We start from the raw sequence: 24,703 nt of genomic DNA on the forward strand, positions 1-24,703 counted from the left end.
CAGAGGGAGGGGAAGGGATCCGGCCGCCTGCGGCCGGAGTGGGCCGCAGGCCCGCAGGGCTGTTGGGACCTCAACCACTCTCCCCCCTTCCCCGATAGCCGCCAAACCGCCGCCCGCACCGCACGGGTCAAGGCCACCCACCCCGCTGCCAGAGCACTCGACATTGCCTTGACGCGTGCGGTGCGGGCGGCAACAATCACGCGGCGGGGAAGGAGGGAGAACCCACCCCCACCCCGCACAACAACCGGAAGGTTCTCTACCTGAGGCGCCCCACCAACCACCCGACAGCCGCCAAACCAGCGTGGAGGTTATCGCCAGGGGCGTCCTGAAGTGTTGCAGCGTTCACCTCCCACCCACCTCCCACCCCTGGTCCAAAGCGAGTTCGGGCAGCACGAAGTCGGGAGAAAACAGGCTCCCCCAAATCGACGTTACGGGGGTAAGTGCTCGGTCGCCAGGGCGTATCCACAGCCTGTGGATAACCGCCTTCGAGGGATCTCGGGACAGGGCGAGGGGTCTGAGCCTGGGCTTGGGGCAACTTGAGGTCGGGTGCCGACCACGGCACCGGGTGGAGGCACTGATGGAGTCGGCGAGGACAGGGCGGGGACGCATCTGGGATGCACCGGGGCCCAGTGGTCTTACACCGGCTGAGGTCGGCGGTGATCCTCCGCTCGGCCTTTCTATAACCCGTCCACCTGCCCCCACAGTCCGACACGCGCCACGACTCCCTCAGAGGTGTTCGGACACACGTCGGCCCCGGAAGCCTTCGGGGCTCCGGGGCCGGTCGGGTCAGTGATCCTCGGGCGGTAGCGGCTCGCTGCGCACCCTTCGGGAGGGTGGGCCCGAAGCGAAATCGGGCATGGGCGGCCTCGGGGGCTTGAGCACCATGGGGCGCTTGCTCACCGGCTCGCCGGGGCGTGGCCGCGGAGCGGGCTCCGGGGCCCGATCGATCTCCTCGGCGGTGGGTTCCTCCACTACCTCGGGTTCCGGTTCGAGGAGGGGTTCGGGTTCGGGGTCCGGCTCGGGGCGTGCGGCACCCGGTGGCATGGAACCCAACCGGAAGGCGGCGCGCACCTCGGGTCCGGTGTCATGGTCCAGGGCGAGGTCGGCGGTCGATCCGGTGCGCTGGGCGACGGAGTCGAGTGACGGCAGGGGCTCAGGTTCCGGGGAGTCCTCCTCGGGTGGCGTCCACACCGGCGGTACGTAGTCGTCCAGCGCGGAGGACTCGGTTCGGTCGGTCGGGGGTTCCCACAGGGGAGCGTCCTCGTCCGAAGGCTCGTCTGCGGTGGTCGTCCCGGGCTCTTCCGGCTCTTCGGGTTCCGTGGGCTCAGGGACTTCGTCGGTGTGTTCGGGGAAGAACAGGCGAACGCCGGGCAGCTTCTGCGCAGGCTCGGCGGGGTCGGGTTCCTCGTCCCAAGGCTCCGTGTCGGGTTCGTCCTGCTCGCCTGAATCGGGGGTCACCGGCGGGAGTGGTGGGGCCTCGGACTCGTCCGAACTGGGGTCGCCGGCCTCGGGTTCGTGCACGAACCCCTCGTCTCGTTCATCGGTCGACACCTCCCACGTCACCGGGTGGAAGTCCTCGGTGCCGTCGGTGTCACCGATGTCGGCCGGTTCCGGCTCGGGGGCTTCGGCCCCCGGCACCACCGGTGCTTCGGCGGCGGCCCGCTTGATCGGATTGTCGCCGGTGCGGGCGCGTCGCGGTAGCCGGATCGTGGGGACGGAGGGCTCGGGTTCCGACAGCTCGGCTTCGGGCAGTCCGGCTTCCGGCGGCTCGGTCTCTTCCCGGGTCTCTTCCTCCGTCTCCCCTTCCTCGACCTCGGCTTCCTCGGCCTTCACTTCCGCGACGTGTGGGATCGGCTCGGTGGGCGCCTCGTGACCACTCGCCCGAGCCTCGATCTCCGGCTCGGTCTTCGCCGGTTCCTCAAGCTTCTCGGGCCTCTCGGGCCCTTCAAGGTCCTCCGGCTCGCCGCCCAGACGCAGCAGTCGCGTCTTGAGGGCCTCGGGCGCGTCCTCCCGGGTGTCGGTCCGGGGCTTGGGCGAACCTCGCAGGACGGTGGTGCGGTCGTCGCTGGGCTTGGGGCGGGGGCGTGCCCGTGCGTTCCGTCGTCGCACGTGCGCCCGCACGGCGATCCACAGCAGGAAGGCGACCATCAGCGCGGCCAACGGCGCCACCGCCACCACCACGGTGAGACCGCGGGGGAGGGTGTCGCCCAGTTCGGCGAACCAGGTGGTCCTGGTCAGCACCATGGGTACCGCTGCGCTGAGGATCAGCAGTGGGATCAGACCGATGTCGATCCACAGGCGTTCGCGTGGCGGGGCCGCGCGCAACGCATAGCTGACCCAGAAGGCCATGAGGACCAGCAGGGTGAAGGTCACCGGGAACACGTGGGCCAGCGGGAGGGCGCTGTCGGCGTGCACGATCGCGGCGAGGCGGTAGATGCCCTCATAAGCGATGAAGAGTGTGCACACGGCGATGACGCCGACGAACAGCGCGCCGAAGACGAGAGCACCGGCTCCCGCGCCGCGATCCGCGCTACGACCGTTACGTGTCCCTGTCTCGGGGGCGTTGTTGTAAGGGGCCATCGTCAACGCAGCGTAGTCCAGCGGATGGCGCTAACACGAGATTCCGGCCGATTCCGGTTGCTTCCCGACGCCTAGAGAAGGGGAGGCTATGTCCGTTCTTGGGGGAATTGACGGAGGGTGTTCGGTCGTGGCCAGGGTGAGTCGTCCCTTGTGAAGGGGGCAAGTCACATCCGAACCGGGCGAATACGGTTCACCACTTATAAGTGCTCGGGGCTGTCCGGAGAGCGAAGGGGGTGGTGGATCTTAGAGGTTTGTGACGCATGCGCGAGGGGAAAGCGGATACGCTTGACCGTGTGAGTCTGCGCTTCTATGACACCAGTGCCCGACAGGTTCGAGAGTTCACCCCGATTCGCGAAGGGTGTGCCTCCCTGTACCTGTGTGGTGCCACGGTGCAGGCGCCTCCCCACATCGGCCACATCAGGTCGGGAGTCAACTTCGACATCCTGCGCCGGTGGCTGACCCACCTCGGGTACGAGGTCACCTTCTGCCGCAACGTCACCGACATCGACGACAAGATCATCAAGGTCGCCGCGGAAGAGGGCGTTCCGTGGTGGCAGGTGAGCGAGCGCAACCAGCGTGCCTTCACCTGGGCCTACGACAGCCTGGGCTGCCTGCCGCCCACGGTCGAGCCGCGCGCCACCGGCCACGTGCCGGAGATGATCGAGCTCATGCGGCGCCTCATCGACGCCGGTCACGCCTACCCGTCCGAGGACGGCTGCGGCGACGTCTACTTCAACGTGGGTTCCTACCCGGCCTACGGGGAGCTGTCCAACCAGCGCCCGGACCAGCTGGTCGAGGCCGCGGACACCGACCCGGACCGGGACAAGCGCGACCCCCGCGACTTCGCCCTGTGGAAGGGCGCCAAACCGGGTGAGCCCACGTGGGACACCCCTTGGGGTCGGGGTCGCCCGGGTTGGCACCTGGAGTGCTCGGCCATGGCGACCAAGTACCTGGGCCCCAGCTTCGACATCCATGGCGGCGGTCTGGACCTGGTCTTCCCTCACCACGAGAACGAGCAGGCCCAGTCCCGGGCCGCGGGTGACGGGTTCGCCCGGTACTGGCTGCACAACGGTCTGTTGGCCGTGGGCGGCGAGAAGATGAGCAAGTCGCTCGGCAACTCGCTGCGCATCCCACAGATGCTGGAGAAGGTGCGGGCCGTCGAGCTGCGCTACTACCTGGGACAGGCGCACTACCGGTCCACCATCGACTACTCCGACGCCGCGTTGCAGGAGGCCGCCGTGGCCTACCAGCGCATCGAGGGTTTCCTCACCCGCGCCGTCGAGGTGCTGGGCTCCGTCGAGCACGCTCTGGACGTCCCCAAGGAGTTCGCCGAGGCGCTCAACGACGACCTCGGGGTCTCGCAAGCCTTGGCGGTGGTTCACGGGCACGTGCGCGAGGGCAACACCGCGCTGGCCTCCGGTGCCAAGGAACGGGCCGCGGAGCTGGCCAACGAGCTGCGCACCATGCTCGACGTGCTCGGGCTGGACCCGTTGAGCCCGCAGTGGGCCTCCGGCGACCAGGGGCTGAGCGAGGTCGTGGACGCGCTCGTGGCGGTCGCACTCGAACAGCGCAAGGCCGCCCGGGGGCGTAAGGACTACGCCGCCGCCGACGCCATCCGTGACCAGCTGGCCGATGCCGGTGTGGTGGTCGAGGACACCCCGCAGGGGCCGCGCTGGGACCTGCGCCGGGGCTGACCCGACCGATCCCGAATCGACGCGTGTGGTCACGCGTCCCCACTAGGCTGGGAGTTTGCCGCCGCCCATCGGCGAGACGGCGACCCATCGGCCGGAAGTGCTCTTCCGGCATGCTCGCGACACGTATTTGGAGGCGGCGATCATGCCGGCGAAGAAGAACAAGAAGGGCCCGACCAAGGGCAGCGGCGGCAAGGGACGTCGGTCCCTCGAAGCCAAGAGCGGGACTCTGCCCGCCGAGCAACGGCACTGGTACGAGGGCAAGCAGCGGCACAAGGCGAACAAGAACGCCACGCGTTCCGGTGGTTCCGCCGGTCAGGGTGGCGGCCCCGAGCGTTCGCCCAACCGTCCGGACAACTCCGACCTGCTGATCGGTCGCAACCCGGTCGTCGAGGCACTGCGTGCCGGCATGCCCGCCACCCGCCTGTTCCTGTCCAACAGCCTGGACCCGGACGAGCGCGTCAACGAGGCCGCCAAGTCGGCCGGTGCGCAGGGCGTGGACGTGGTCGAGGTGACCCGCTCGGAGCTGGACCGTCGTTGTGAGAGCAACGGCCTGCCCGGCGCGGCCCACCAGGGCATGGTGCTGCAGGTGCGGCCCTACCAGTACTGGGCGTCCGAGGGGCTGCTGGACAAGGCGCTGGACTCGGAGACTCCGGCGCTGATCGTGGCCCTGGACGGGGTGACCGACCCGCACAACCTGGGCGCCATCGCCCGTTCCGCCACCGCCTTCGGCGCTCACGGCCTGCTCATCCCCGAGCGTCGCGCCGCCGGGGTGACCATGGCTTCCTGGAAGACCTCCGCGGGCACGTTGGCCAAGCTGCCCGTCGCTCAGGCCACCAACCTGACCCGGGCCCTGGAGGCCTACAAGAAGGCGGGGCTGTTCGTCGTCGGTCTCGACGCGGGTGGGGACACGCAGCTGCCCGACCTGGAGCTGGCCACCGGCCCGCTCGTCATCGTCGTGGGTGCCGAGGGCAAGGGCTTGTCCCGTCTGGTCCGTGAGACCTGCGACGTGGTCGCGAGCATCCCGATCAGTGGCGCCGAGTCCCTGAACGCCTCGGTCGCCGCGGGTGTGTCCCTCTACGAGGTGGCACGTCGCCGGGGCGCTCAGGCATAATCGCAGGTCGGGGGCGATGGGATGGCGCCGAGTAGGCCACCTGTCGCCGGACCCGGTACCATGCGGGTGGACACCAGAGGCCGTGAGCCTCGGTGGCCGGCCGACGTAGCTCAATTGGCAGAGCAATCGCCTTGTAAGCGATAGGTTAGGGGTTCAAGTCCCCTCGTCGGCTCTGATCTTTCTCTGGCCCGGTCCTTCCCGACCGGGCCAGAGTCGTTTCCGGGCTCGGTGGGCAGACCGAGGGGACGGAGCACCCGGCCGGAAGAGCGGAGCAGTGACAGCGAACCCGAGCCCTGAGCAGTGGCGGGACCGGATGGTGGAGGCCCTACTCCGACCCGGAGTGGTGGGAGGGGAGTTCCTTTCCCCACGGATCGAACGGGCGTTGCGTAAGGTGCCGCGTCATCTCTTCATCCCCAAGGCGGATCTGGAACAGGCCTACGACCCCTTCAGTCCGGTGATGACCAAGCGCGACGAAGAACAGGGCTTTGTCAGCTCGGTCTCCGCGCCGCAGATCCAGGCGATGATGCTCGGCCAGGCCGAACTGCGGCCCGGGCAGCGTGTTCTGGAGGTCGGCTCTGGTGGCTACAACGCGGCTCTGATCGCCGAGATGGTCGGGCCGGAGGGTGAGGTCACCACCGTCGACATCGACCCGGACATCACCGCTCGTGCCCGAGACCTGTTGGAGGCCAACGGTTACGCGCGGGTTCGGGTGGTCACCGCCGACGCCGCTCGGGGGGTCGAGGAGGGTGCGCCCTACGACGCCATCATCGTCACCGCCGGGGCCTGGGACATCCCGCTCGCCTGGATCGGGCAGTTGACCGAGGGCGGTCGGTTGGTGGTTCCGTTCCGGGTCCATGGCCTGACCCGATCGATCGGGTTCGTCGAACACGATGGGATTCTGCACTCGACTTCGGCGCTGATCTGCGGGTTCGTGTCCATGCGGGGCGAGGACGAGCATCGGGGGATCCTGCTTCGGCTCAGGGGGACCGAGGGGATCGTCCTGCGCTTCGATGAGAGGGTTCCCGAGGATCCGCACCTGTTGGACGACGTCGCGCGTACCCCCAGGGTGGAACGGTGGACGGGGGTGACGGTGACTCTCCGGGAGTCGATCGACACCTTGCAGTCGTACCTGGCCACCACCCTGCCGGGTTTCTGCGTCATGACGGTCGACCCCGCACTGGATACGGGGACGGTGGCGCCGAACAGCACTCGCTTCTCCATGGCCGCGGTCGAGGGCGGTGACTTCGCCTACCTGGTCACGCGAGGGGTCCCGGGGCAGGGGGCGGTCGAATACGGGGTGCACGCCTTCGGACCGACGGCGGCGGAGTTCGCGGAACGGGTGGGGTCACGGGTCCGCGAGTGGGATCGGGGTCGGCGTTATGGGCCGGGGCCCGAGATCCGGGTGTATCCGATCTCCGTTCCGGTCGATCGGTTGTCGCAGGACCTGGTGGTCACCAAGCGGCACACCCACGTCACGTTCTCCTGGCCGACTTCCTGAACGTCGCGTCGGCCATGTGGTCTCGGGGTCTGCGTCAGCGTCGAAGAGCGTTCAACAGGCCGGACCATTCGTGGCGGTCGAAGGTGAGGTGGCCGTGTTCGCGGTTCTTGGTGTCGCGAACCAGGACGCTCGGTCCCTCGGCTACTTCGATGCACTCTCCGCCGTTGGTGCTGTAGCTGCTCTTGTGCCATTGCATGGGCCACCTCAAGGAGGGTCGGGTATCTCGGTCATTGCCGAGATACCCGTTGGTTTCAGCGCTGAAGAGTGTGCAGGAGGCCGGACCATTCCTGGGGGGCGAAGGTGAGGTGGCCGTGTTCACGGTTCTTGGTGTCGCGGATCAGGACGCGCTGTCCTTCGGCGACCTCGACACAGTTGCCCTGGCCACCGGTGTAGGTGGAGACGTGCCATGTCATCACTGCGGGGGTTTCAAAGGACTTCATGTCACCATCCATTTTATTGCTGGATCTACCGGTCGATTCGCTGAAGAGCGCTCGTGATCAGGTCTTCAGTGTGGGAATCGGATGCTGCGTCCTGCCAGACACTGTTGAACATACGGCTGTGCAGTGAGACCTCTTCCTCGGATTCGAGGTAGATGGCACCACCCGAGTATTCGACATAGGCCAAGGCGTAATCCTTGCCGACCACCGTGTAGTCGAGTAGCACGAAGGATCCATAGCCGGCCGCGTGTGCACCGTTCGCGAAGGGGAGAACCTTGAGATCGATGTTGTCTCTGCGCGCCATGGTGAGTAGGAAGTCCAGCTGTTGACGGAGAGCTTCGGGGCCGGCGACCTGTCGGTAAAGGGCGGACTCATTGATCACCGCTTGGATCGCAGTGGGTTCATCACCGGTCAGTTTCTCTTGCCTCCGCTGGCGAAGGTTGACCGCCTCTTGGATCTCGTTTTCTTCGTCGGGAACCCTGATGTCCTTTTCTATAAGGGATCGTGAGTACTCGGGGGTCTGGAGGATGCCGGGGATCCACTCGGGTTCGTAGGTGCGGATCCGGTGCGCCGCAGTCTCGACCCCGACGAACAGGCTGAACCAGTCGGGCAGCGCTGACTTGTAGCGCTGCCACCAGCCCGGCTGTTTGGCCGCGTAGGCCAGGTCCGCCAACGACTCGATCATGTCTGCTGCCACGCCGTAGTGCGACATGAGGAGACGTGCGTCCCCTGGGGAGATGGTGCTCTCCCCTCGTTCCACTCGCGACAAGGTGGCTTTGCTGAACCCGGCGACCGCAGCGGCTTCGGCGGAGGAACGCTTGCCACGTGCCTCTTTCAGGAAGTTGGCCAGGCCGAGCCTGGCGACCATCGGGCTGCCTACCGACACCGGGTTCCGCCTCTCCGTAAGGGCTTGGGGCCTTGGCTTTCAGTGTCTCGCATGGGCGGAAGCAGCTACAACTTTCTGCAACTCTCTCCATGAGATTTTCATAAAGAGTGTTGCATCGAGTTAAATCTCGGTGCATCATCGAAGTTAGCAGGGTGTGACGAGATGGCTACCAAGGTCACCGTGCCTGCTGTGTCCGGCTGCGGGCGAGGGGTGCACGCAGAGGTCTGCTTCGACTGTGGGAGGTAGTGATGGGTGCTGTTCGGATACCGGGACCGCGGCGGCCTGATGGTGGTGGGGTGGGTTGGCCGTCCGCACGCTGGTCCTACTTCGGAGGGACGCTCTCCGACGTGCGCCGTCTGCGTGACTGGTGTGGGAGTGAGCCGGGCCTACAAAACCACCGTGGGGACTGGGTGCGGCTGGTGGCCAGCGAACTCGCCACCAACGCCGTCCTGCACACCGCGACCGGTGAGAAGTACGGCCGCATGGGCGCTTCCATCGAGGTCCTCGACGACCGGGCCATCCTCTGCGTGCTCGACCAGGGAGCCAAGGCAGGCAAGCCCGCGTCGGTGCCGCGAGTGCGTCAGCAGGGACCGAACGTCCTCTGCGCCGGCGGCCGGGGGTTGTGGCTGGTGGATCGGATCGCCGAGCACTGGTGGTGGGAGGGACAACACGGCTTCCCCCTGGAACTCTGGGCGACCATCCCGCTGGACCGGGATCCGAGCGCGTAAAACCCCCAGAAAAACGAACACCCCGGGCGGTGGCTGCAACCACCGCGCCGGGGCTGATCAACCACCTGAAACCAGCAGGAGGATGACTGTGCAGCACCCTATCGGCCGGCACCACCGGCGATGCCGAAGTCTCACCGAACACCTCTGGGCCTTGTTCGCCCTCGCCCTGGCGGCGGCGCTGGCCTACGTGTTCATCCCGAAGGCGCGAGAACGCGCGGCGATCGCTCCCGCCCCGAAAAGGGTCGAGATTGCGACCCCGGAATCGAGCCCGCCGTCCCCGGAGGACGACTACCGCCACCCGGACGATTACGCGGGCGCGCTGGTCCGCCCGTACCTGGCCTCTCCAGCCCCGCCGACCCCGCTGATCCCGCGCCCCCGAGTACCGGTAGGGGACCTACTGGCCGAACCCGAACCCGAACCGGCACCCGCCGACGACCTCACGGACCTTGCGGAAGCCATACGTACCTACCTGCGGGTATGCGGCTGACCCCCGACCAACGACGGGGCGTGCGGGGGTTTGTCCCCCGGGAGAGCCACAACCAGGTGTCCACCACATGGTGACGACCGGAAACCGCCGAATCCGTAGCGTTTCCCTCAGTCGCGAAGTTCCGCGCTCTCGACCCCCGCACCCCTTCCTGGAGATCGACATGTTCCGCACCGCCCGGACCGCCACCGTCACCGCCCTGATCGCCACCCTGGGCGCGGGTCTGACCGGATGCGGAGCGCTCTCCGACGTGGAGGACGGCCTGCGGGAAGCCGAAGGCGACCTGGAGACCGCCGCCGAGGAGATCGCGAACGACGGCGAACTCTTCACCGGCACGAAGACGCTCGACGTGAACGGCGCGTCGGTGAACCTCTCCTGCTCCGGTGATCCGGCCGTCGACAGCCCGGTCATCCTCCTCATGGCCGGGATGGGCGACGGCCTCGACACCATGGCCGATCTCCAGGAGACCCTGAGCGAACAGGACCGGGTCTGCTCCTACGACCGTCTCGGCGAGGGCGAGAGCGACCAGCCGGAGGGACCGCAGAGCATCGCCGACAGCGGCGAGATCCTGTCGGCGGTCCTCGACGACGTCTCCGACGGCCCGGTCGTCCTGGCCGGCCACTCGCTGGGCGGGCTGATCGCCGCCCGCTACGCCCCCGATGACACCGAACGCGTCAAGGGTCTGGTCCTGATGGACGCCACCTCCCCGACGATGCTCGACGACATCACCGAGGTGATCCCCGAATCCGCCACCGGTGACGGCGCCGAGGTGCGGGCACAGAACATCGCCATGTTCGAGGGTGAGAACCCGGAGATGATCACCATCGAGAGCGACCCGGAGGTCCGCTCCGCCGGTGACATCCCGACGGAGGTCATCCAGCACGGCGTCCCTTACCTGGGTGAGATCCCCGAGTACGGCGACGAGCTGGAGCGCGTGTGGAGCGAGGGCCAGGAGAAGTGGCTGGCGGTCTCCGGAGCCAGTGAGCTGAGCACCGCCGAGGACGCCGGCCACTACATCCACGTCGACCAGCCCGAGATCGCCGTCGAGGCCATCCGACGAGTGGTGGGTCAGGTCACCGAGTAGGGGCCGGGACCGATCGCGGGGCTCAGCGCAGGGCGGCCTTCGGTGGCTTCTCGCGCAGGGCCCCGTAAGCCAACAGGTACGGCGGAATCCGCCTGGCCCACGGCACCTGCTCGACAACCCGCAACGGCAACGGCGGGGTCTCACGCCCCAGATCGATACGCCCCTCCAACGCGGGCAGGATCGCGCGGCGGTGGGCCAGGCGCTGGAGGTTCTGGGTCAGCACCGTGACGGGCATCCGGCGCCGCTGCACGGCGGCCACGTCGGCCAGGGTCACCCGTCCACGGCGGAGCGGCCCCTCCAGATAACGGGCGGCGGCCACCGCGTCCTGCACGGCGAGGTTGATACCGATCCCTCCGACGGGCGACATCGCGTGCGCCGCGTCGCCGATGCACAACAGGCCCGGGGTGTGCCACCGCCGCATCCGGTCGACCCGCACGTCCAGCAGCTTCACGTCGTCCCACTCGGCCACCAGCCGGCGCCCCTCGAACCAGGGGAACTGCCGCACCAACGCCTCGTTGAACTCCTCCAGCGACCGTGCCCGGTTCCGCGCGTCGGCGCCCTTGGGGATGATCGCCGCGGCCTGGTAGTAGTCCCCTCGATCGATCAGGATGCTGAACCTGCCGTCACCGATCCGCCCGATTCCGCCCGCGGGGTCGTCGGAAGCACGGGGCAGCCGGAACCACTGCACGTCCATCGGCGCGGAGAAGTCCCGCAGTTCCAGCCGGGACAGCTCACGGGCCAGGGAATCGCGGCCGTCGCAGGCCACCGTGACCATGGCCCGAACCTCGCCGGTCTCCCCGTCACGGGTCCGATATCGCACCCCGTTGATCCGCCCGCCCTCCTCGATGAAGGAGGTCGCCTTGGTGTTCATCCGCAGCGTGAAGCCGGGCTCCTCGGAGGCGGAGGCGACGAGCAGGTCCAACAGGTCCCACTGAGGGACCATCGCGATGTAGTTGTAGTCGCTGTGCATCGGGGTGAAGTCCGCCAGGGTCACCATCCGCCCATCCGGCCCGGTGGGCAACCGGACTTGATCCACGCGGCGTTGGGGCAGTCGCGCGAACCGTTCGGCCAGGCCGAGGTCGTCCAGCAACTCCATGGTGGAGGGGTGGACGGTGTCGCCGCGAAAGTCCCGTAGGAAGTCGCCGTGTTTCTCCAACACGGTGACCTCGACACCGCAGCGGGCGAGGAGCAGACCGAGGACGATGCCGGCCGGGCCGCCCCCGACCACACAACACGTCGTTCTGGACATGTGACCACCTCTGTGACGGGTCGGGTGCCCTCAACCTACAGAGCGAGTGAACCCCTGTACAGGAAGGGTCCGGGGGTCGTGTTGCATGGAGCCGTGTCCCCGCCTGTCTGAGGAGGAGTGCGCATGCGCTGGACCGTCCACTCGGAGAAACCGCTCTACACCGACCGCTGGCTCGACATTCGGGTCGCCGATGTGGAGGTGGGCGAGGGCCGGAGGTTGGAGCATCGGCTGATCCGCTCCGCTCCGGGAGCGGGTGCCGTCCTGTTGGACGGTCGAGGGAACGTGCTGTTGATCTGGCGCCACCGCTTCATCACCGACACCTGGGGTTATGAGATCCCCATGGGAGGGGTGGAGGAGGGGGAGACACCGATCGAGGCCGCGGCGCGGGAGGCGGAGGAGGAGACGGGGTGGCGTCCGGGCCCGTTGCGGCCGCTGCTGTACACCCAACCGTCGGCGGGCATCTCTGACAGCGCGCACCACGTGTTCGTCGCCGAGGGGGCCGAACACGTCGGTGAGCCCGTGGACGGCTGGGAGTCCGAACGGGTGGAGTGGGTTCCGGTGGAGCGGGTTCCCGAGCTCGTACGGGACCGGAGGGTGGTCAGCGGCAGCACCATGAACGCGCTCCTGTACGTGTACGCGACGGGGTGAGCCGAAACCCATTGGTGTCCGGCCCCAGGCCTTCGTTAGGTTGCTGTCCCATGGACACCTCCACTCCGCGGGACTGGCTCACGACCAATCGTGCCAACTGGGACGAACGCGTCCCCCTGCACGTCGCCAGTGACTTCTACGACCTGGACGGTTTTCGCGCCGGGGACGAGGCACTGCGCGACTTCGAGTTGGCCGAGGTCGGCGACGTCACCGGCAGGTCCCTGCTGCACCTGCAGTGCCACATCGGGCTGGACACGCTCTCCTGGGCGCGGCACGGGGCACGGCGGGTGGTGGGGCTGGACTTCTCCGGACCGGCGGTCGAGGCGGCCCGGGGGATCGCCGCGCAGATCGGGATGTCGCGGGAACGGGCGAGCTTCGTCGAGTCCGACGTGTACGCCGCCGCCGACGTGGTGCCGGAGGAGTCGTACGACATCGTCTACACGGGTGTGGGCGCCCTCTGCTGGCTCCCCGACATCCGGCGGTGGGCCGAGGTCGCCGCCTCGCTGGTGGCACCCGGCGGATTCCTGTACCTGGCCGAGTTCCACCCGATCACGGACGTGCTCGACGACGAGACCGGAACGAAGGTCGTCCACGACTACTTCGCGCGCGAGGCCAAGGTGTACGAGGCCACAGGGACGTACGCGGACCTGGAGGCCCGTACCGAGAACAACCGTGCCGTCGAGTGGCAGCACCCGATCGGGGACGTGGTGTCGGCACTGGCGGCCGAGGGACTGCGACTGGAGTTCCTGCACGAACACGACGTGTCGCTCTTCCCACGGTTCGGCTCCTTCCAGCGCGACGACAAGGGTTACCACCGCTTCCCTGAGAGTTCACCGAGAATTCCCCTGATGTACTCCCTGCGTGCGAGCAAACCCGCGCGTTAGGGGACCGGTGTCGCAAGGGCCCGGAGTGGGTGCAAGATCGACAAAAGGGCCTATTGGTACCGGGTTCGGGGGTTCGGGAGAAGAATTTTCAGGAACTTCCCGCACACGCGGGAACGGGTTGGAAACGCTGTGAACTGTGCGAACGCCGGGGGTCTCTAGGTAAGTGGGGGACCGAACCCTCTCCTATTGGGTTGTTTCGCTTCCCGAGTGCTCCGGTTGATGGCAAAATGACCAGCTGAGGGAGCCTCCCGGCCGGATTCGTCCATGGACCGCCGTGCCCGCAGTCTTCCTCTCGAACCCCGCTGACACCAACCTGGGTCGGCCCTCGCGGCGAGTCCGCACACCCACGGCGGATCTCCCATCGCGAAGACCTCCTGGAATCCCCCGCAGTCCGTGCACGACGGCTGAACCACGAACCTTCTTCACCCGCATCCCCGGACCAACTCTCTGTGTCCTTCGACGTCCCTTCCCCGGCCCGTTCTCGAAGTGAATCGACCAAGGCATGCTGCTGACAGACACAGCGGTTCCAGTGGAGTCCGCCCCCACACAGATCTGGCTGTGGGTACTGGCGGCGAGCACGATCGTGCTCCTGGCCGCGATGGTTTACACGACCCTGCGACTGCGGGAGGCCCGGCGAAGCGCGACCGAATCGGCGCGCCGTGACGCCGGGTTGATCGAAGAGGCCCGGGCCGCGGCGGCCCGCGCCGAGGCCCGGGCCGACCGACTTCAGTCGGCACTGGCCCAACGCGACCGCACCGCCCGCACCGTGACCGAGGACCTGTTCCCACAGGTGACGCGGCGAATCCGAGAAGGAGCCTCGACCGACACCGTCCTCGCCGAGGTCGACTCCGCGGACGGCCCCGACCCCGCCACCAGACCACTGGTGGAGGCGGTCACCCGTTCGCTCTGGCGTGGGCACCAACAGCGCCGAAGACTCCTCAGCGTGGTCAAGGGCTGTGCCGACCGCGCCCGCGCCGGTGTCGCACAGCTGCGCGCCGACGTGCAACAACGCAGCGCACCCTATTGGAAGTCCCTCGACTCCACCGGGGCCAGTGAGCGGATGCGTGAGGACTTCATGGTCGTGGAGGCCGGTCTCTCCCGCCTGGAGATGCTCATCCAGCGCCTGCTCACCGTGGCCGAGGCCGACCGGATCGGCCGCAACTGGACCCAACCCCTGCGCGTCGAACGACTGGTCCGCGCGGCGGTCGGCAGTGTCCCCGACTACGCCCGCGTGCAGATGAACATGCCCACCACCCCGGTGGTGGTCGAGGGCCGCGCCGTCAACTCGATCATCCAGATCATGGCCGAACTGATCGACAACGCCACCGCCTTCTCCGCACCCTCCGAGGCCGTCGTGGTGCACTTCGAGAACACCGCCATGCGGCTCGGCGTGCACATCGACGACAGCGGTCTGGCCATGACCGAGGAACAGTTGGCCGAGGTGCGTCGTCGCCTCGACCCGAAACGGCCCCCGGACATCTCCGAGCTCTCCGCCAACCAGTTGGGTCTGCTGGTGGTCCGTCGGGCCGCCGACCCCCTGGGCATTCGGGTCGACATCTCCCCGTCGCCCCGCGGCGGCACCCGTGCGACCGTGTGGATCCCGCGCAATGGGCTCCTGCGCACCGACGACGCCGCCGTGTCCGTGGTCCCTCCGGCTCCCGCGGTGTCCTCCTCCGCTCCGACGGTGCCGGTCCAGGCCCCCGCGGAGCCGGTCGCCGACCCCGCCGCCACCGAACCGCTCTCCACCCTCCCGACCCGTGGTCCCCAGGCCCCGGTCGAGCCTTCCGCCGAGCCCTCTTCGGAACCTTCCGCCGAGCGTCCCCGGCAACTGCCCCGGCGGCGTCGCGGAGCCACCCTCCCCGACGAGGCGGCCGCCCCCAAGACCGTCGAGCCACCCCGGGACCGGGTGGCGACCAGCCTTCGGATCGCCCAGTGGCACGCCCACACACGGCCGACACCGAACCCTGCCGCCGAGAATCGTGAGGACTCCTGATGCTGACCAACCTGACCTGGCTCATGGACAAGCTGCGCGAGCTTCCCGGAGTGCGTCACGTGCTCCTGCTGTCCACCGACGGTCTGGTCCGTTCGGCCGACAGCACTTTGGGCAGAGACGAGGCCGATGGCCTGGCCGCCTCCGCCTGTGGGCTTTTGGCCACGGGTGGTCAGGTCAACTCCGTGTTCGGCATCACCGACCCGGTCCGCACCGTCGCGGTGGATCTGGATCCCCACCACCTGCTGGTGATGGGGGCCGGCTCGGGGTCGGCGCTGGCCGTGCTCACCGACCTGACGAGCCCCTCCTCCGACCTGGGCGTGGTCGCCACGGAGATGGGCCGACTGGTCGAGCGCCTGCCGGAGCAGCTCGCCACGCCGAGCAGGCACGGTGGCGAGGCGGGTCTGTCGTGATGGATCCCGACGTTCCCGATGGCCTGTTCATGGTGGTCGGTGGGCGCAGCGGTACCACTCTGAGGCTGGATCCCTTCGCACTGGTGGTCACCGAACGCTCCGACACGGCAGGCCTGTCCCTCGAACAGGCCGACATCGTGCGGATATGCGACCGGCCGATCGCCCCCGCCGAGCTCGGTGCGCGGCTGGGGATCCCGTTGGGCGCGGTCACCATCCTGCTGGCCGACCTCGTCGATCGCGGGCACATCGTGATCCGTTCCGCCGGTGGAGCCGCAGACCGGTCCACTTCGGCGTTCGCCTCCCCGGCCGACGACCGTCAACTCTTGGAGAAACTGCGTGTTGGGCTCATCAACCTCCCCCTATGAACCCCTGGCGCCGTCCGCCGCGATCTCGATGAAGATCCTCGTCACCGGCGGTTTCGGGGTGGGAAAGACCACGATGGTGGGTGCGATCAGCGAGATCAAGCCGCTGACCACCGAAGCCGAGATGACCCAGGCCGGGGCAGGTGTGGACGAGGGCCTGGAACTGCGCCCGGACAAGACGACCACCACGGTCGCCTTCGACTTCGGTCGGATCAGCATCGACGACCAGATCGTGCTGTACCTGTTCGGCGCCCCCGGACAGAAGCGGTTCCACGCGCTCTGGGAACGGCTCTGCCAGGGCGCGGTGGGCGCGATCGTGCTCGTCGACACCCGTGACGTGGAGGGTTCGTTCGCCGCGCTCGACCGGGTCGAACGAGCGGGCCTGCCCTACCTGGTGGTCCACAATCCCTTCGCGGACGAGGCCGAGGAGTGGAGTCTGGAGGAGATCCGGACCAGCCTGGACATCGACCCGGGTACGCCGCTCGTGCGCTGCGACGCCCGCGACCCCCAACAGGTTCGCACGGCCCTCGCCGAACTGGTCGTGCACCGTCAGCAGATCCTGGAACAGGAGCCGGCCCGATGACCGAAGCGAACACCGAGATCGAACACCCGCGCCTGCCGCCGCTTCCGGAGACGCACCGGAACGCGTTGAGCCTGCTCGATGAGCGGTACCAGCGGGACTCGCCCGGACTGTTCGCCGAGATGCGTCGGCGTCACGGACCCGTGGTCCCCGTCCTGATGGCCTGGGACGTGCCGGCCTGGCTGGTGGTCGGTTACTCGGAGCTGCTCCAGGTGACCTCCGACTCCGACCTGTTCGCCCGGTCCTACACCCGGTGGAACATGGGGGAGTACCTGCCACCCGAATGGCCGATGTGGCCGCTGGTCGGTGGCGGTTTCGCCACGAAGTCGATGCTCTACACCGAGGGTGCGGAGCATCGGCGTCGTTCGGCGGTGCTGAGCGACGGGTTCGCCCGCATCGACCAGTGGGAGTTCGAGGAGTTCTGCCGCAGGTCCTCGCAACGACTGATCGAGGAGTTCGCCCAGGAGGGCGAGGCCGAGTTGATCCTCGCCTACGCGCAACGGTTGCCGGTCATGGCCCTGGGGTGGGCGGTCGGCGCCCCGGAGGAGTTCCACGATGACCTGGTCACCGGTTTCCTCCAGCTCATGGGGGCGGTCGGCGGAGACCCCAACGAGGGGATGCGCAAGGTTCAGGCCGTCACCGACGAACTGGCCGACCGCGCCATGCGCGAACCCGGTCCCCATATCGCCGCACACCTGGCGCACAGCGGGCTGGGGCTGACCCGGGAACAGCTCAGCGCGGACATCTTCGTGTCCATCATCGCCGGTCACCAGACCAGTGCGAACTGGATCGGCAACACCATCAGGCTGATGTTGACCGACCAGACGCACACCAACGCGCTCACGCGTGGTCGTCGTTCGGTGACCGACGCGGCCCGTGACGTCCTCAAGGACGACAGCCCCACGCAGATCTTCGCCGGCCGTTGGGCGGTTCGTACGACCCAGTTGGCGGGTACGACGATCCAGAGCGGTGATCTGGTGCTGCTCGGCTTGGCGGCCACCCACCAGGATCCGCTGTTCCGTCCGCCCGGCCAGGAACGCCACCACAGCCGGGCCTACCTGTCCTTTTCACACGGCCCCCACGGCTGCCCCCACGCGGCCCGAACCCTGTCCGAGATCATCACGGTCACCGGCATCGAAACCCTTCTCACCCACCTCCCCGATCTGCATCTGGCCGTCCCCGCCGACCAGTTGCGCTGGCAGCCCCAGGTCCTGATCCGGGCCCTGGAATCGCTGCCGGTCCGTTTCACCCCGCCTGTCACCTCAGCTGATCCCCTAGGAGACTCTCTGTGGCTCTGAGCCTGTCCAGACCGGTCCACCAGCTCGATCCCCTCAGCCCCGACCTGCACGAAGACGCCGTGAAGATGCGCGAGCACGGCCCCATCGTGCCGATCGCACTTCCCGGCGGCGTCCCTATGTGGGGCGTCGCCGGCGACGCAGCGGGGCGCAACCTCCTCAAGGACAACGTCCGCTTCACCAAGGACCCCGGGTACTGGAGGGCCCTCAACGAGGGGGAGATCCCCGATGACTGGCCGCTGATCAGCATCGCGGCGCCCTCCGGGCACTCGGTCGTGAACACCGACGGCGCCGATCACCGGAAGCTGCGCCGTCCCCTGGCGCAGGCGTTGACGGCCCGCCGGGTCGAGGCGTTGACCCCCCTGGTCACCTCCCTGGTGGAGCGCCTCGTGGGCGAGATGGAGAAGGCGGCGGACGAGGCCGAGGACGGGGTGATCGACTTCCGGGGGCGGTTCGCCTGGCCGCTGCCGATGGGCGTGATCGGTTACCTGCTCGGAGTGGACGAGGCCGACCACGACGAACTGGGCCGGCTGTACAACGCCCTGTTCGACGACACGGTGAGTGAGGGGCGAAGCGCCGAACTGAGCCTGCACGCCTGGTTGGACGCCCACGTGGCCAAGCTCGAACGCGAGCCCGGCGACGACCTGGTCAGCGCCATGTTGGCACTGCCGGAGGAGGACCGCCTTCCCCGCGAGGACCTGGTCGTGACCCTGTACGTGGTGCTGGCTGCCGGTCACGAGACCACCACCCACCTGCTGCTCAACGCCGTGCACGCGCTCAGCGCCCGCCCCGAGCAGCTCCGTCTCCTGCTCTCGGGCGAGGTGCCCTGGGAGAACGCGGTGGAGGAGACCATGCGCTGGGACTCGCCCACCGCGAACTTCTTCACCCGCTTCGCCACCGAGGACGTGGACGGGGCGGACATCCACCCGGCCGCGGCGGGGGTGAAGATCGCCAAGGGCGACCCGGTGTTCGTCTCCTACATCTCGATGGGGCGTGACCCCGAGCGCTTCGGTCCCACCGCCGGTGAGTTCGACATCCAGCGTGAGGGCGCGGCCCACAGCAACTTCGGGTACGGCGCGCACTTCTGCATCGGCGCGCCCCTGGCCCGTATGGAGGCGGGTATCGCCCTGAAGACGATCTTCGCCCGCTGGCCCGAGCTGTCGGTGGTCGGTGACGTGCCGCGCTCACCCACGATCGTGGTCAACTCGCGAACCCACCTGAACGTGCGCCTGAAATGACGCGCGCCTGAAGTAGGGCCGGTTCGGTCGGACCGCCGGTCCGTCGTGGTCGATGACCATCGACGAGCCCGGCGGCCCACCCCGGGCGGGACGGTCAGTCCTCCGGCTCCCGTGGACGGACCACGGTCTCCGGGCCCGGGTAGATGACCCGTTCCTCGCCGTCGGCGAACCGCACCAGGTAGGGCGGGCCGTTGCCGGCCCCGCGCACCTCGATGATCTCCGCCTCCCGCTCGCCTCGGGAACTGGCGACACCGTGCGTGTGCAGATGGTCCCCGACCGTCGCTCGCATGGTTCCTCCCGTAACGATGATTCGGTTGAGCCCTAGGATGTCCGGGTGAACAAGGTCCTCCCCGTCATCGCCTTCGTCGTCTTCGTGCTCGTCTTCGTCGTCACGAGGACCCCCGTCCGGAACTTCCTGGAATCGTGGGTGGCCCTCGAAGGTGTCGTCCTCGGTCTGGCCTCGATGGTCGCCTCGGCGGCGTTGGCCGCTCTGGTCGCGGGTGCCATCCTGTACGTGAGTCGGCTCCTCGAATGATGGCCGAACGGTCCGCGACGAGCGTTCACCCGGTGCCGAGGTAGCCGTTCGGGTCGAGCACGTACTTGCTCGCGGCCCCCTGGTCGAAGGACCGGTAGCCCTCCGGGGCCTCCTCCAACGAGATCGCCACCGCGTTGACCGCCTTCGCGATCTGCACGCGGTCGTTGAGGATCGCCATCATCAGTTGCCGGTGGTACTTCATCACCGGGCATTGGCCCGTGAAGAAGGCGTGCGACTTCGACCAGCCCAGCCCGAAGCGGATCGACAGCGAACCCACCTTGGCGGCCTCGTCCGACGCGCCCGGGTCACCGGTCACGTACAGACCCGGGATGCCGATGGAACCGCCGGCCTTGGTGACGTCCATGGCGTCGTTCAGGACGCTCGCGGGCGCCTCCTCACCGGCCTTGTCCCCGCTTCCATGGGCCTCGAAGCCGACCGCGTCCACCGCGCAGTCCACCTGCGGTGCGCCCAGGACCTGTTCGATGAGGTCGCCGGGATCGCCCTCGGAGATGTCGATGGTCTCGCAGCCGAACCCGCGCGCCTGGGCCAGACGCTCCTTCTTGGAGTCGCCGACGATCACCACCGCCGCGCCCAAGAGCTGTGCGGAGGCCGCCGCGGCGAGACCGACCGGTCCGGCGCCCGCGATGTACACGGTCGACCCCACGGTGACCCCGGCGGTCACACAACCGTGGAAGCCGGTGGGGAAGATGTCGGAGAGCATCGTCAGGTCGAGCATCTTCTCCATGGCCTGGTCCCTGTCGGGGAACCTCAGCAGGTTCCAGTCCGCGTAGGGAACCAGCGCGTACTGCGCCTGGCCACCGACCCATCCGCCCATGTCGACGTAGCCGTAGGCCGACCCCGGGCGGTCGGGGTTGACGTTCAGGCAGATCTCGGTGCGCCTGGCCTTGCAGTTCACACATCGTCCACAGGAGATGTTGAACGGTACCGAGACCAGGTCGCCGACCTTGACGAACTCGACGTCGGGTCCGGTCTCGACCACCTCTCCGGTGATCTCGTGTCCCAGCACCATCCCTTCCGGGGCGGTGGTGCGGCCCCGGACCATGTGCTGGTCGCTGCCGCAGATGTTGGTCGCCACGACCTTCAGGATCGCCCCGTGGGGGATCTTGCGCCCCACGTTCGCGGGGTTCACGCCCGGGCCGTCCTTGAGCTCGAACTCCGGGTAGGCGATGTCCTGCACCTCGACCCGCCCGGAGCCTTGGTAGACCACTCCTCTGTTGCCGGTCATCTTCCCTTCCACCTCTCTGCCGCCACGCGGCGAGGACCAACGTTCGTGGAACGCCCTCGTGCTCGGAGGGCGTGCCTGAGACGTTTCCTGTGGCGGGGGTGACTAACCGGGCCGGAAGGTTCATTACCCGATGAGGATTGCGGCCCGGTCGCGTCATGATGTGGTCATGGGGTTGCGAGAACAGAAGAAGGCCGCCACACGCGCGGAGATCGGCCGCCAGGCGTCGCGGCTCATCCGGGAACACGGGTACGAGGCCACCACGACCGAACAGATCGCCGCTGCCGCGAACGTCTCGCCGAGCACGTTCTTCCGGTACTTCCCCGGAAAGGCGGAGACGGTCCTGGGCGAGGACGTCTTGCCGTGGGTGTTCGCCCGTTTCAGGGACCAACCCGAGGGACACTCGCCGACGGAGGCCTTCAGGGCAGGGATCCGTGAGGTCTACGGCGGGATGGACGAGACCGAACGGGAACAGGACCGCGAGCGGCGACGTCTCCTGTTCTCCGTTCCCGAACTGCGCGCGACGCTGATGGACCGGTACGCGACCGGAATCGAGGAACTGTGCGACGCCGCCGCGGACCGTACCGGCCGCGACCGGAACGAACCACGGGTCCGGGTCTGGGCCGGGGCGATCATCGGAACCCTGGCCTCGGTGTCCGCCGGCCTGGAGGAGGAAACCGAGGGGGCCGACCTCGCGGCCCGACTGGACGAGGCCATCGGTCTGCTGCGGGAGGGCCTCCCGCTTTGAGCGCCGGAGACGCGCCCCGGGCGGGTACCGGACCACGGCGTCGAGACCCCGGTCGTCGCGGGGCCCATGTGAGCCCAGAGCTTTCCGATCCGGGTGATCCACGGGGTTTTCGGGGCCTTTGTGCCCGATGTGGCGAAAGTGGTAAAAGGCTTCGGGAGAAGGAAACGACGGTGGCCGAATTCGGTGGCCGAATTCGGCCAATAGTCGTCCGAAACGAGGAATTCCGTATTCCTGTGCGTAGCATCTCTTCCCCACGGGAAACCGGACCTCAAGGCAAGGCCCCTTCCCGTGGTGGGCCGATCGGGCCACGCGCGGACCGGTCGGTGCGCACGGGCAGGGAAGACTGCCCGCGTGGGTGTGTACGGGCGCACCCGTGGCGAAGGGTGTCCGGCGGGGTGTGGGCCCGGCCGGACACCATTCCCACGGCGAAGGCTCGGTGAGTGGGGCTCGCCACCTGGAACAGCCCTGGTGGTGTCCGACGGCCGGATGAAACACTTTCACCATGCTCGGTATCACCGACCTGCCCACCTACCTGGCAGGGCTCATCCTCATCGTGCTCCTTCCCGGGCCCAATTCGATCTACGTGCTCTCCGTCGCCGCGCGCAGTGGGACAAGGGCCGGGTACACGGCCGCCGCCGGGGTCTTCACCGGAGACGCCGTGCTGATGATCCTCGCCGCCGCGGGCGCCGCCACGTTGTTGCAGACCAACCCGGTGGTCTTCGCGGTCATCAAGTTCGCGGGCGCCGCCTACCTGGTGTGGATGGCGATCGGGATGTTGCGCACCGCGCACGCCATGTGGGCCTCAAGGCACCAACGCGCCGAGGAACAGCGCGCCGCCGACGCCGCGCCCACCCCGGTCAAGGGGGAGCACCCTTACCGCCGAGCCCTGGTGGTCTCGCTGTTCAACCCGAAGGTGATCCTGTTCCTGATCTCCTTCTTCGTGCAGTTCGTCGACCCGACCTACGCCTATCCGGCGCTGTCCTTCCTGGTCCTGGGCCTGCTGATGCAGCTGGTCAGCTTCGTGTACCTGTCCGCCCTGATCTTCAGCGGCACCCGCATCTCCGCGGCCTTCGGACGGCGCAGGCGCCTCTCCGCGGGCGCGACCTCCGCGGCGGGCGCGCTGTTCCTCGGGTTCGCCGTGAAGCTCTCCCTGAGCACCGCCTGAGCACAAGTGGGTAGACGGGGGCCGACGAAATGGCGATGTGGCGGTACCCCTCGCGTTCCTAGCGTGGTTCTCCCAACGGACGACCACGAAGGGATCCCACCGTGCTCACAGCACGCGATCTCAGCAAACGCTACGGGCCGCGAACCGCCGTTGACGCCCTGAGCGTCACCGTCGAGCCCGGACGGGTGACCGGGTTCCTCGGCCCCAACGGTGCCGGGAAGTCCACCACCATGCGCATGTTCCTGGGACTGACCCGACCCACGTCCGGGTGCGCCCTGGTGGACGGCCATCGTTACGAGGACCTGAGGTGGCCCGCCCGTGAGGTGGGCGCGCTCCTGGACGTGAGCGCCGCCCACCCCGGTCGCACCGCCCGCGCCCACCTGAGGGCCAAGGCCCACGTGTGCGGACTTCCCCGCCGGCGGGTGGATGAGGTCCTGGACGAGGTCGGGTTGACCGGGGCCGCCGACCGCAGGGTCGCCGACTACTCGCTCGGGATGCGGCAGCGGTTGGGGATCGCCGACGCGCTGCTCGCCGACCCCGGTGTGCTGCTCTTCGACGAACCCGTCAACGGCCTGGACCTGGACGGGGTGCGCTGGATGCGCGAACTCACCCGCCGGCTCGCGGACGAGGGACGGACCGTGCTGGTCTCCAGCCACCTGATGAGCGAGATGGAACAGGTCGCCGACCGGCTGCTGGTGGTGGGTCGCGGCCGGTTGGTGGCCGACGCCTCCCTCGACGAGGCGATCGCCACCTGGTCGCGTACCCATGTGGTGGTCCACTCCTTCGGGGACACCCGCCTGCCGGCGCGGTTGGCGCGGGAGGGCAGGGTCGAGGACCTCGGCGACGGGGCCCTGCGCGTGTTCGGGGTGCCGGTGGAACGGGTCGGCGACCTCGCGCATGAGGTCGGGGCGCGAGTGCATGGTCTGTGGACGGAACGCGCGTCGCTCGAACAGGCCTATCTGGAACTGACCGGCGCCGACGTCGAGTACACGGCCGGTGCCGGAGAGGAGGTGCGCTCATGAGGCCGGTGAGAGGGGAGACCTCGACGCCACGGTCGTCCCGGTGGCGGTCGCTGCGCCGGGAGGTCGCGGCCGAGTGGGTCCGCCGCTCCTCCCTACGCTCCACGTGGTGGTGCCTGGTGGCGGCGGTGGTCGGGATGACCGTGTTCGCGGGACTGATGGGCTGGTCCCAACTCTCCAGGGCCCTGGAGAACCCCATTTCCGGTGACGGGGTGGAGTTCGCCCAACTCACCTCACAGGGCTACTTCTACCTGGTGCAGTTCACCGTGTTGGTCCTGGCGGCGCTGGCCGCCACCGACGAGTTCGGCAACCGGAGCATCGTGGGGACCTTGACGTGGAACCCCGACCGGGCCGTGGTGCTCACCGCCCGCGTCCTGGTCACCGCGGCGTTGGCGTTCGGCACGGCGATCGTCGCCGGGCTGGCCGGGATGGGGATCCTCGCGGTGCTGCTGGCCTCGCGCGTGACCTTCCCACTCGGGGACGTGCTCGCCACCGTTTTCGGCGCCGGGGTGTGCATGGCGCTGTTCGCCGCCCTGTTCGTCGGGATCGGGACCGTCCTGCGGGGGACCGCGAGCACCGTCCTGGTCGGGTTCCTGCTGTTGTTGGGGTTGCCGATGGTGATGCAGCTGTCGGGGATCGACCTGGTCGACGACCTGGCCGCGCTCACCCCGGGCCTGGCCGGGGTCGAGTTCTACGCCGCCGGTGACGTCGGTTTCTACACCGCGCCCTTCGACGGGCCGATCAACGTGACCGTGGTGGTGGGCTGGACCGTGGCCGCGCTCTTGGCCGCCTGGTCCGAACTGCGGGCACGCGATGTGTGAGTCACCGGGCG

26 protein-coding genes and 1 tRNA gene are annotated in these 24,703 nt (G+C 68.3%); 20 read left to right on the forward strand and 7 right to left on the reverse strand.

Annotated elements, in window-relative coordinates:
- Positions 1-786: 786 nt before the first annotated feature.
- Positions 787-2,580, reverse strand: a complete 1,794-nt coding sequence (locus ACWGSK_RS07485) for a DUF2637 domain-containing protein (protein ID WP_452455533.1) — start codon at positions 2,578-2,580, stop codon at positions 787-789.
- Between the two features lie 293 nt (positions 2,581-2,873).
- On the opposite strand from ACWGSK_RS07485, the gene cysS reads away from it, so the two are divergent.
- The 4 genes from cysS (at position 2,874) to fxlM (ending at position 6,883) form a co-directional block, all read left to right on the forward strand.
- Entirely contained in the window at positions 2,874-4,274 is a 1,401-nt protein-coding gene (gene cysS, locus ACWGSK_RS07490) for a cysteine--tRNA ligase (RefSeq protein WP_452455447.1), read from the forward strand.
- A gap of 142 nt (positions 4,275-4,416) precedes the next feature.
- Positions 4,417-5,385, forward strand: a complete 969-nt coding sequence (rlmB, locus tag ACWGSK_RS07495; protein WP_358515540.1) for a 23S rRNA (guanosine(2251)-2'-O)-methyltransferase RlmB — start codon at positions 4,417-4,419, stop codon at positions 5,383-5,385.
- Between the two features lie 99 nt (positions 5,386-5,484).
- Positions 5,485-5,557 (forward strand) — tRNA-Thr (locus tag ACWGSK_RS07500).
- A gap of 102 nt (positions 5,558-5,659) precedes the next feature.
- Entirely contained in the window at positions 5,660-6,883 is a 1,224-nt protein-coding gene (gene fxlM, locus ACWGSK_RS07505; RefSeq protein WP_452455448.1) for a methyltransferase, FxLD system, read from the forward strand.
- A 34-nt stretch (positions 6,884-6,917) separates the two neighbouring features.
- Here the strand turns inward: fxlM and ACWGSK_RS07510 are convergent, their stop codons facing one another.
- Genes ACWGSK_RS07510 through ACWGSK_RS07520 form a run of 3 tightly spaced genes read right to left on the reverse strand, consistent with a single transcriptional unit; the run spans position 6,918 to position 8,188 of the window.
- On the reverse strand, positions 6,918-7,079 hold the full coding sequence (locus ACWGSK_RS07510) for a DUF397 domain-containing protein (protein WP_452455449.1): 162 nt from the start codon (positions 7,077-7,079) through the stop codon (positions 6,918-6,920).
- Between the two features lie 55 nt (positions 7,080-7,134).
- Positions 7,135-7,323 (reverse strand): DUF397 domain-containing protein, encoded by a 189-nt coding sequence (locus tag ACWGSK_RS07515; RefSeq protein ID WP_452455450.1) that lies wholly within the window; start codon positions 7,321-7,323, stop codon positions 7,135-7,137.
- 25 nt (positions 7,324-7,348) lie between these two features.
- Entirely contained in the window at positions 7,349-8,188 is an 840-nt protein-coding gene (locus tag ACWGSK_RS07520; RefSeq protein WP_452455451.1) for a helix-turn-helix domain-containing protein, read from the reverse strand.
- Positions 8,189-8,502: 314 nt separating this feature from the next.
- Between ACWGSK_RS07520 and ACWGSK_RS07525 the strand changes: the two genes are divergently transcribed.
- From ACWGSK_RS07525 to ACWGSK_RS07535, 3 genes are all read left to right on the forward strand, one after another.
- Positions 8,503-8,934, forward strand: coding sequence for an ATP-binding protein (locus ACWGSK_RS07525; protein ID WP_452455452.1), 432 nt, complete (start codon positions 8,503-8,505; stop codon positions 8,932-8,934).
- A gap of 88 nt (positions 8,935-9,022) precedes the next feature.
- On the forward strand, positions 9,023-9,421 hold the full coding sequence (locus tag ACWGSK_RS07530; RefSeq protein WP_452455453.1) for a hypothetical protein: 399 nt from the start codon (positions 9,023-9,025) through the stop codon (positions 9,419-9,421).
- Positions 9,422-9,581: 160 nt separating this feature from the next.
- Entirely contained in the window at positions 9,582-10,502 is a 921-nt protein-coding gene (locus ACWGSK_RS07535; protein ID WP_452455454.1) for an alpha/beta fold hydrolase, read from the forward strand.
- Positions 10,503-10,524: 22 nt separating this feature from the next.
- Here the strand turns inward: ACWGSK_RS07535 and ACWGSK_RS07540 are convergent, their stop codons facing one another.
- Positions 10,525-11,751, reverse strand: a complete 1,227-nt coding sequence (locus ACWGSK_RS07540; protein ID WP_452455455.1) for an FAD-dependent oxidoreductase — start codon at positions 11,749-11,751, stop codon at positions 10,525-10,527.
- Positions 11,752-11,874: 123 nt separating this feature from the next.
- On the opposite strand from ACWGSK_RS07540, the gene ACWGSK_RS07545 reads away from it, so the two are divergent.
- From ACWGSK_RS07545 to ACWGSK_RS07580, 8 genes are all read left to right on the forward strand, one after another.
- Positions 11,875-12,399: an NUDIX hydrolase gene (locus ACWGSK_RS07545; RefSeq protein ID WP_358515517.1), complete on the forward strand. Its 525-nt coding sequence runs from the start codon at positions 11,875-11,877 to the stop codon at positions 12,397-12,399.
- Between the two features lie 50 nt (positions 12,400-12,449).
- A complete protein-coding gene (locus tag ACWGSK_RS07550) occupies positions 12,450-13,283 on the forward strand; it encodes a class I SAM-dependent methyltransferase (RefSeq protein ID WP_358515514.1) in 834 nt (277 codons plus the stop codon).
- Positions 13,284-13,785: 502 nt separating this feature from the next.
- Positions 13,786-15,276 carry an ATP-binding protein gene (locus ACWGSK_RS07555; protein ID WP_452455456.1) on the forward strand — a complete coding sequence of 497 codons (1,491 nt, stop codon included), beginning with the start codon at positions 13,786-13,788 and terminating at the stop codon, positions 15,274-15,276.
- A complete protein-coding gene (locus ACWGSK_RS07560; RefSeq protein ID WP_358516045.1) occupies positions 15,276-15,686 on the forward strand; it encodes a roadblock/LC7 domain-containing protein in 411 nt (136 codons plus the stop codon). Before ACWGSK_RS07555 ends, ACWGSK_RS07560 begins: the two co-directional genes overlap by 1 nt.
- On the forward strand, positions 15,686-16,051 hold the full coding sequence (locus ACWGSK_RS07565; RefSeq protein WP_358516049.1) for a DUF742 domain-containing protein: 366 nt from the start codon (positions 15,686-15,688) through the stop codon (positions 16,049-16,051). The genes ACWGSK_RS07560 and ACWGSK_RS07565 overlap by 1 nt, the downstream gene beginning before the upstream one ends.
- The gene (locus tag ACWGSK_RS07570; RefSeq protein WP_358516043.1) at positions 16,023-16,631 is read left to right on the forward strand and encodes a GTP-binding protein; all 609 of its coding nucleotides are present in this window, start codon (positions 16,023-16,025) and stop codon (positions 16,629-16,631) included. The genes ACWGSK_RS07565 and ACWGSK_RS07570 overlap by 29 nt, the downstream gene beginning before the upstream one ends.
- On the forward strand, positions 16,628-17,926 hold the full coding sequence (locus tag ACWGSK_RS07575) for a cytochrome P450 family protein (RefSeq protein ID WP_358516041.1): 1,299 nt from the start codon (positions 16,628-16,630) through the stop codon (positions 17,924-17,926). The genes ACWGSK_RS07570 and ACWGSK_RS07575 overlap by 4 nt, the downstream gene beginning before the upstream one ends.
- Entirely contained in the window at positions 17,917-19,161 is a 1,245-nt protein-coding gene (locus tag ACWGSK_RS07580; RefSeq protein WP_358516039.1) for a cytochrome P450, read from the forward strand. The genes ACWGSK_RS07575 and ACWGSK_RS07580 overlap by 10 nt, the downstream gene beginning before the upstream one ends.
- A 94-nt stretch (positions 19,162-19,255) precedes the next feature.
- Here ACWGSK_RS07580 and ACWGSK_RS07585 read toward each other — a convergent pair whose 3' ends face one another.
- Complete coding sequence (locus ACWGSK_RS07585) at positions 19,256-19,450, reverse strand: DUF1918 domain-containing protein (RefSeq protein ID WP_358516037.1); 195 nt, start codon at positions 19,448-19,450, stop codon at positions 19,256-19,258.
- 45 nt (positions 19,451-19,495) lie between these two features.
- On the opposite strand from ACWGSK_RS07585, the gene ACWGSK_RS07590 reads away from it, so the two are divergent.
- Positions 19,496-19,696: a hypothetical protein gene (locus tag ACWGSK_RS07590; RefSeq protein ID WP_358516035.1), complete on the forward strand. Its 201-nt coding sequence runs from the start codon at positions 19,496-19,498 to the stop codon at positions 19,694-19,696.
- Between the two features lie 25 nt (positions 19,697-19,721).
- Here the strand turns inward: ACWGSK_RS07590 and fdhA are convergent, their stop codons facing one another.
- Positions 19,722-20,942, reverse strand: a complete 1,221-nt coding sequence (fdhA, locus tag ACWGSK_RS07595; RefSeq protein WP_452455457.1) for a formaldehyde dehydrogenase, glutathione-independent — start codon at positions 20,940-20,942, stop codon at positions 19,722-19,724.
- A gap of 166 nt (positions 20,943-21,108) precedes the next feature.
- Here fdhA and ACWGSK_RS07600 point away from each other — a divergent pair, with 166 nt between their 5' ends.
- The 4 genes from ACWGSK_RS07600 to ACWGSK_RS07615 all read left to right on the forward strand — a co-directional run bounded on the left by ACWGSK_RS07600 (position 21,109) and on the right by ACWGSK_RS07615 (position 24,692).
- Positions 21,109-21,687 (forward strand): acyl-CoA-like ligand-binding transcription factor, encoded by a 579-nt coding sequence (locus ACWGSK_RS07600; protein WP_358516029.1) that lies wholly within the window; start codon positions 21,109-21,111, stop codon positions 21,685-21,687.
- Between the two features lie 502 nt (positions 21,688-22,189).
- Positions 22,190-22,852, forward strand: coding sequence for a leucine efflux protein LeuE (gene leuE / locus ACWGSK_RS07605; RefSeq protein ID WP_452455458.1), 663 nt, complete (start codon positions 22,190-22,192; stop codon positions 22,850-22,852).
- Between the two features lie 101 nt (positions 22,853-22,953).
- Positions 22,954-23,874: an ATP-binding cassette domain-containing protein gene (locus ACWGSK_RS07610; protein ID WP_358516024.1), complete on the forward strand. Its 921-nt coding sequence runs from the start codon at positions 22,954-22,956 to the stop codon at positions 23,872-23,874.
- Positions 23,871-24,692, forward strand: a complete 822-nt coding sequence (locus tag ACWGSK_RS07615; protein WP_452455459.1) for an ABC transporter permease — start codon at positions 23,871-23,873, stop codon at positions 24,690-24,692. Before ACWGSK_RS07610 ends, ACWGSK_RS07615 begins: the two co-directional genes overlap by 4 nt.
- Positions 24,693-24,703: the final 11 nt, after the last annotated feature.

The organism is Nocardiopsis sp. NPDC055551, assembly GCF_053619415.1.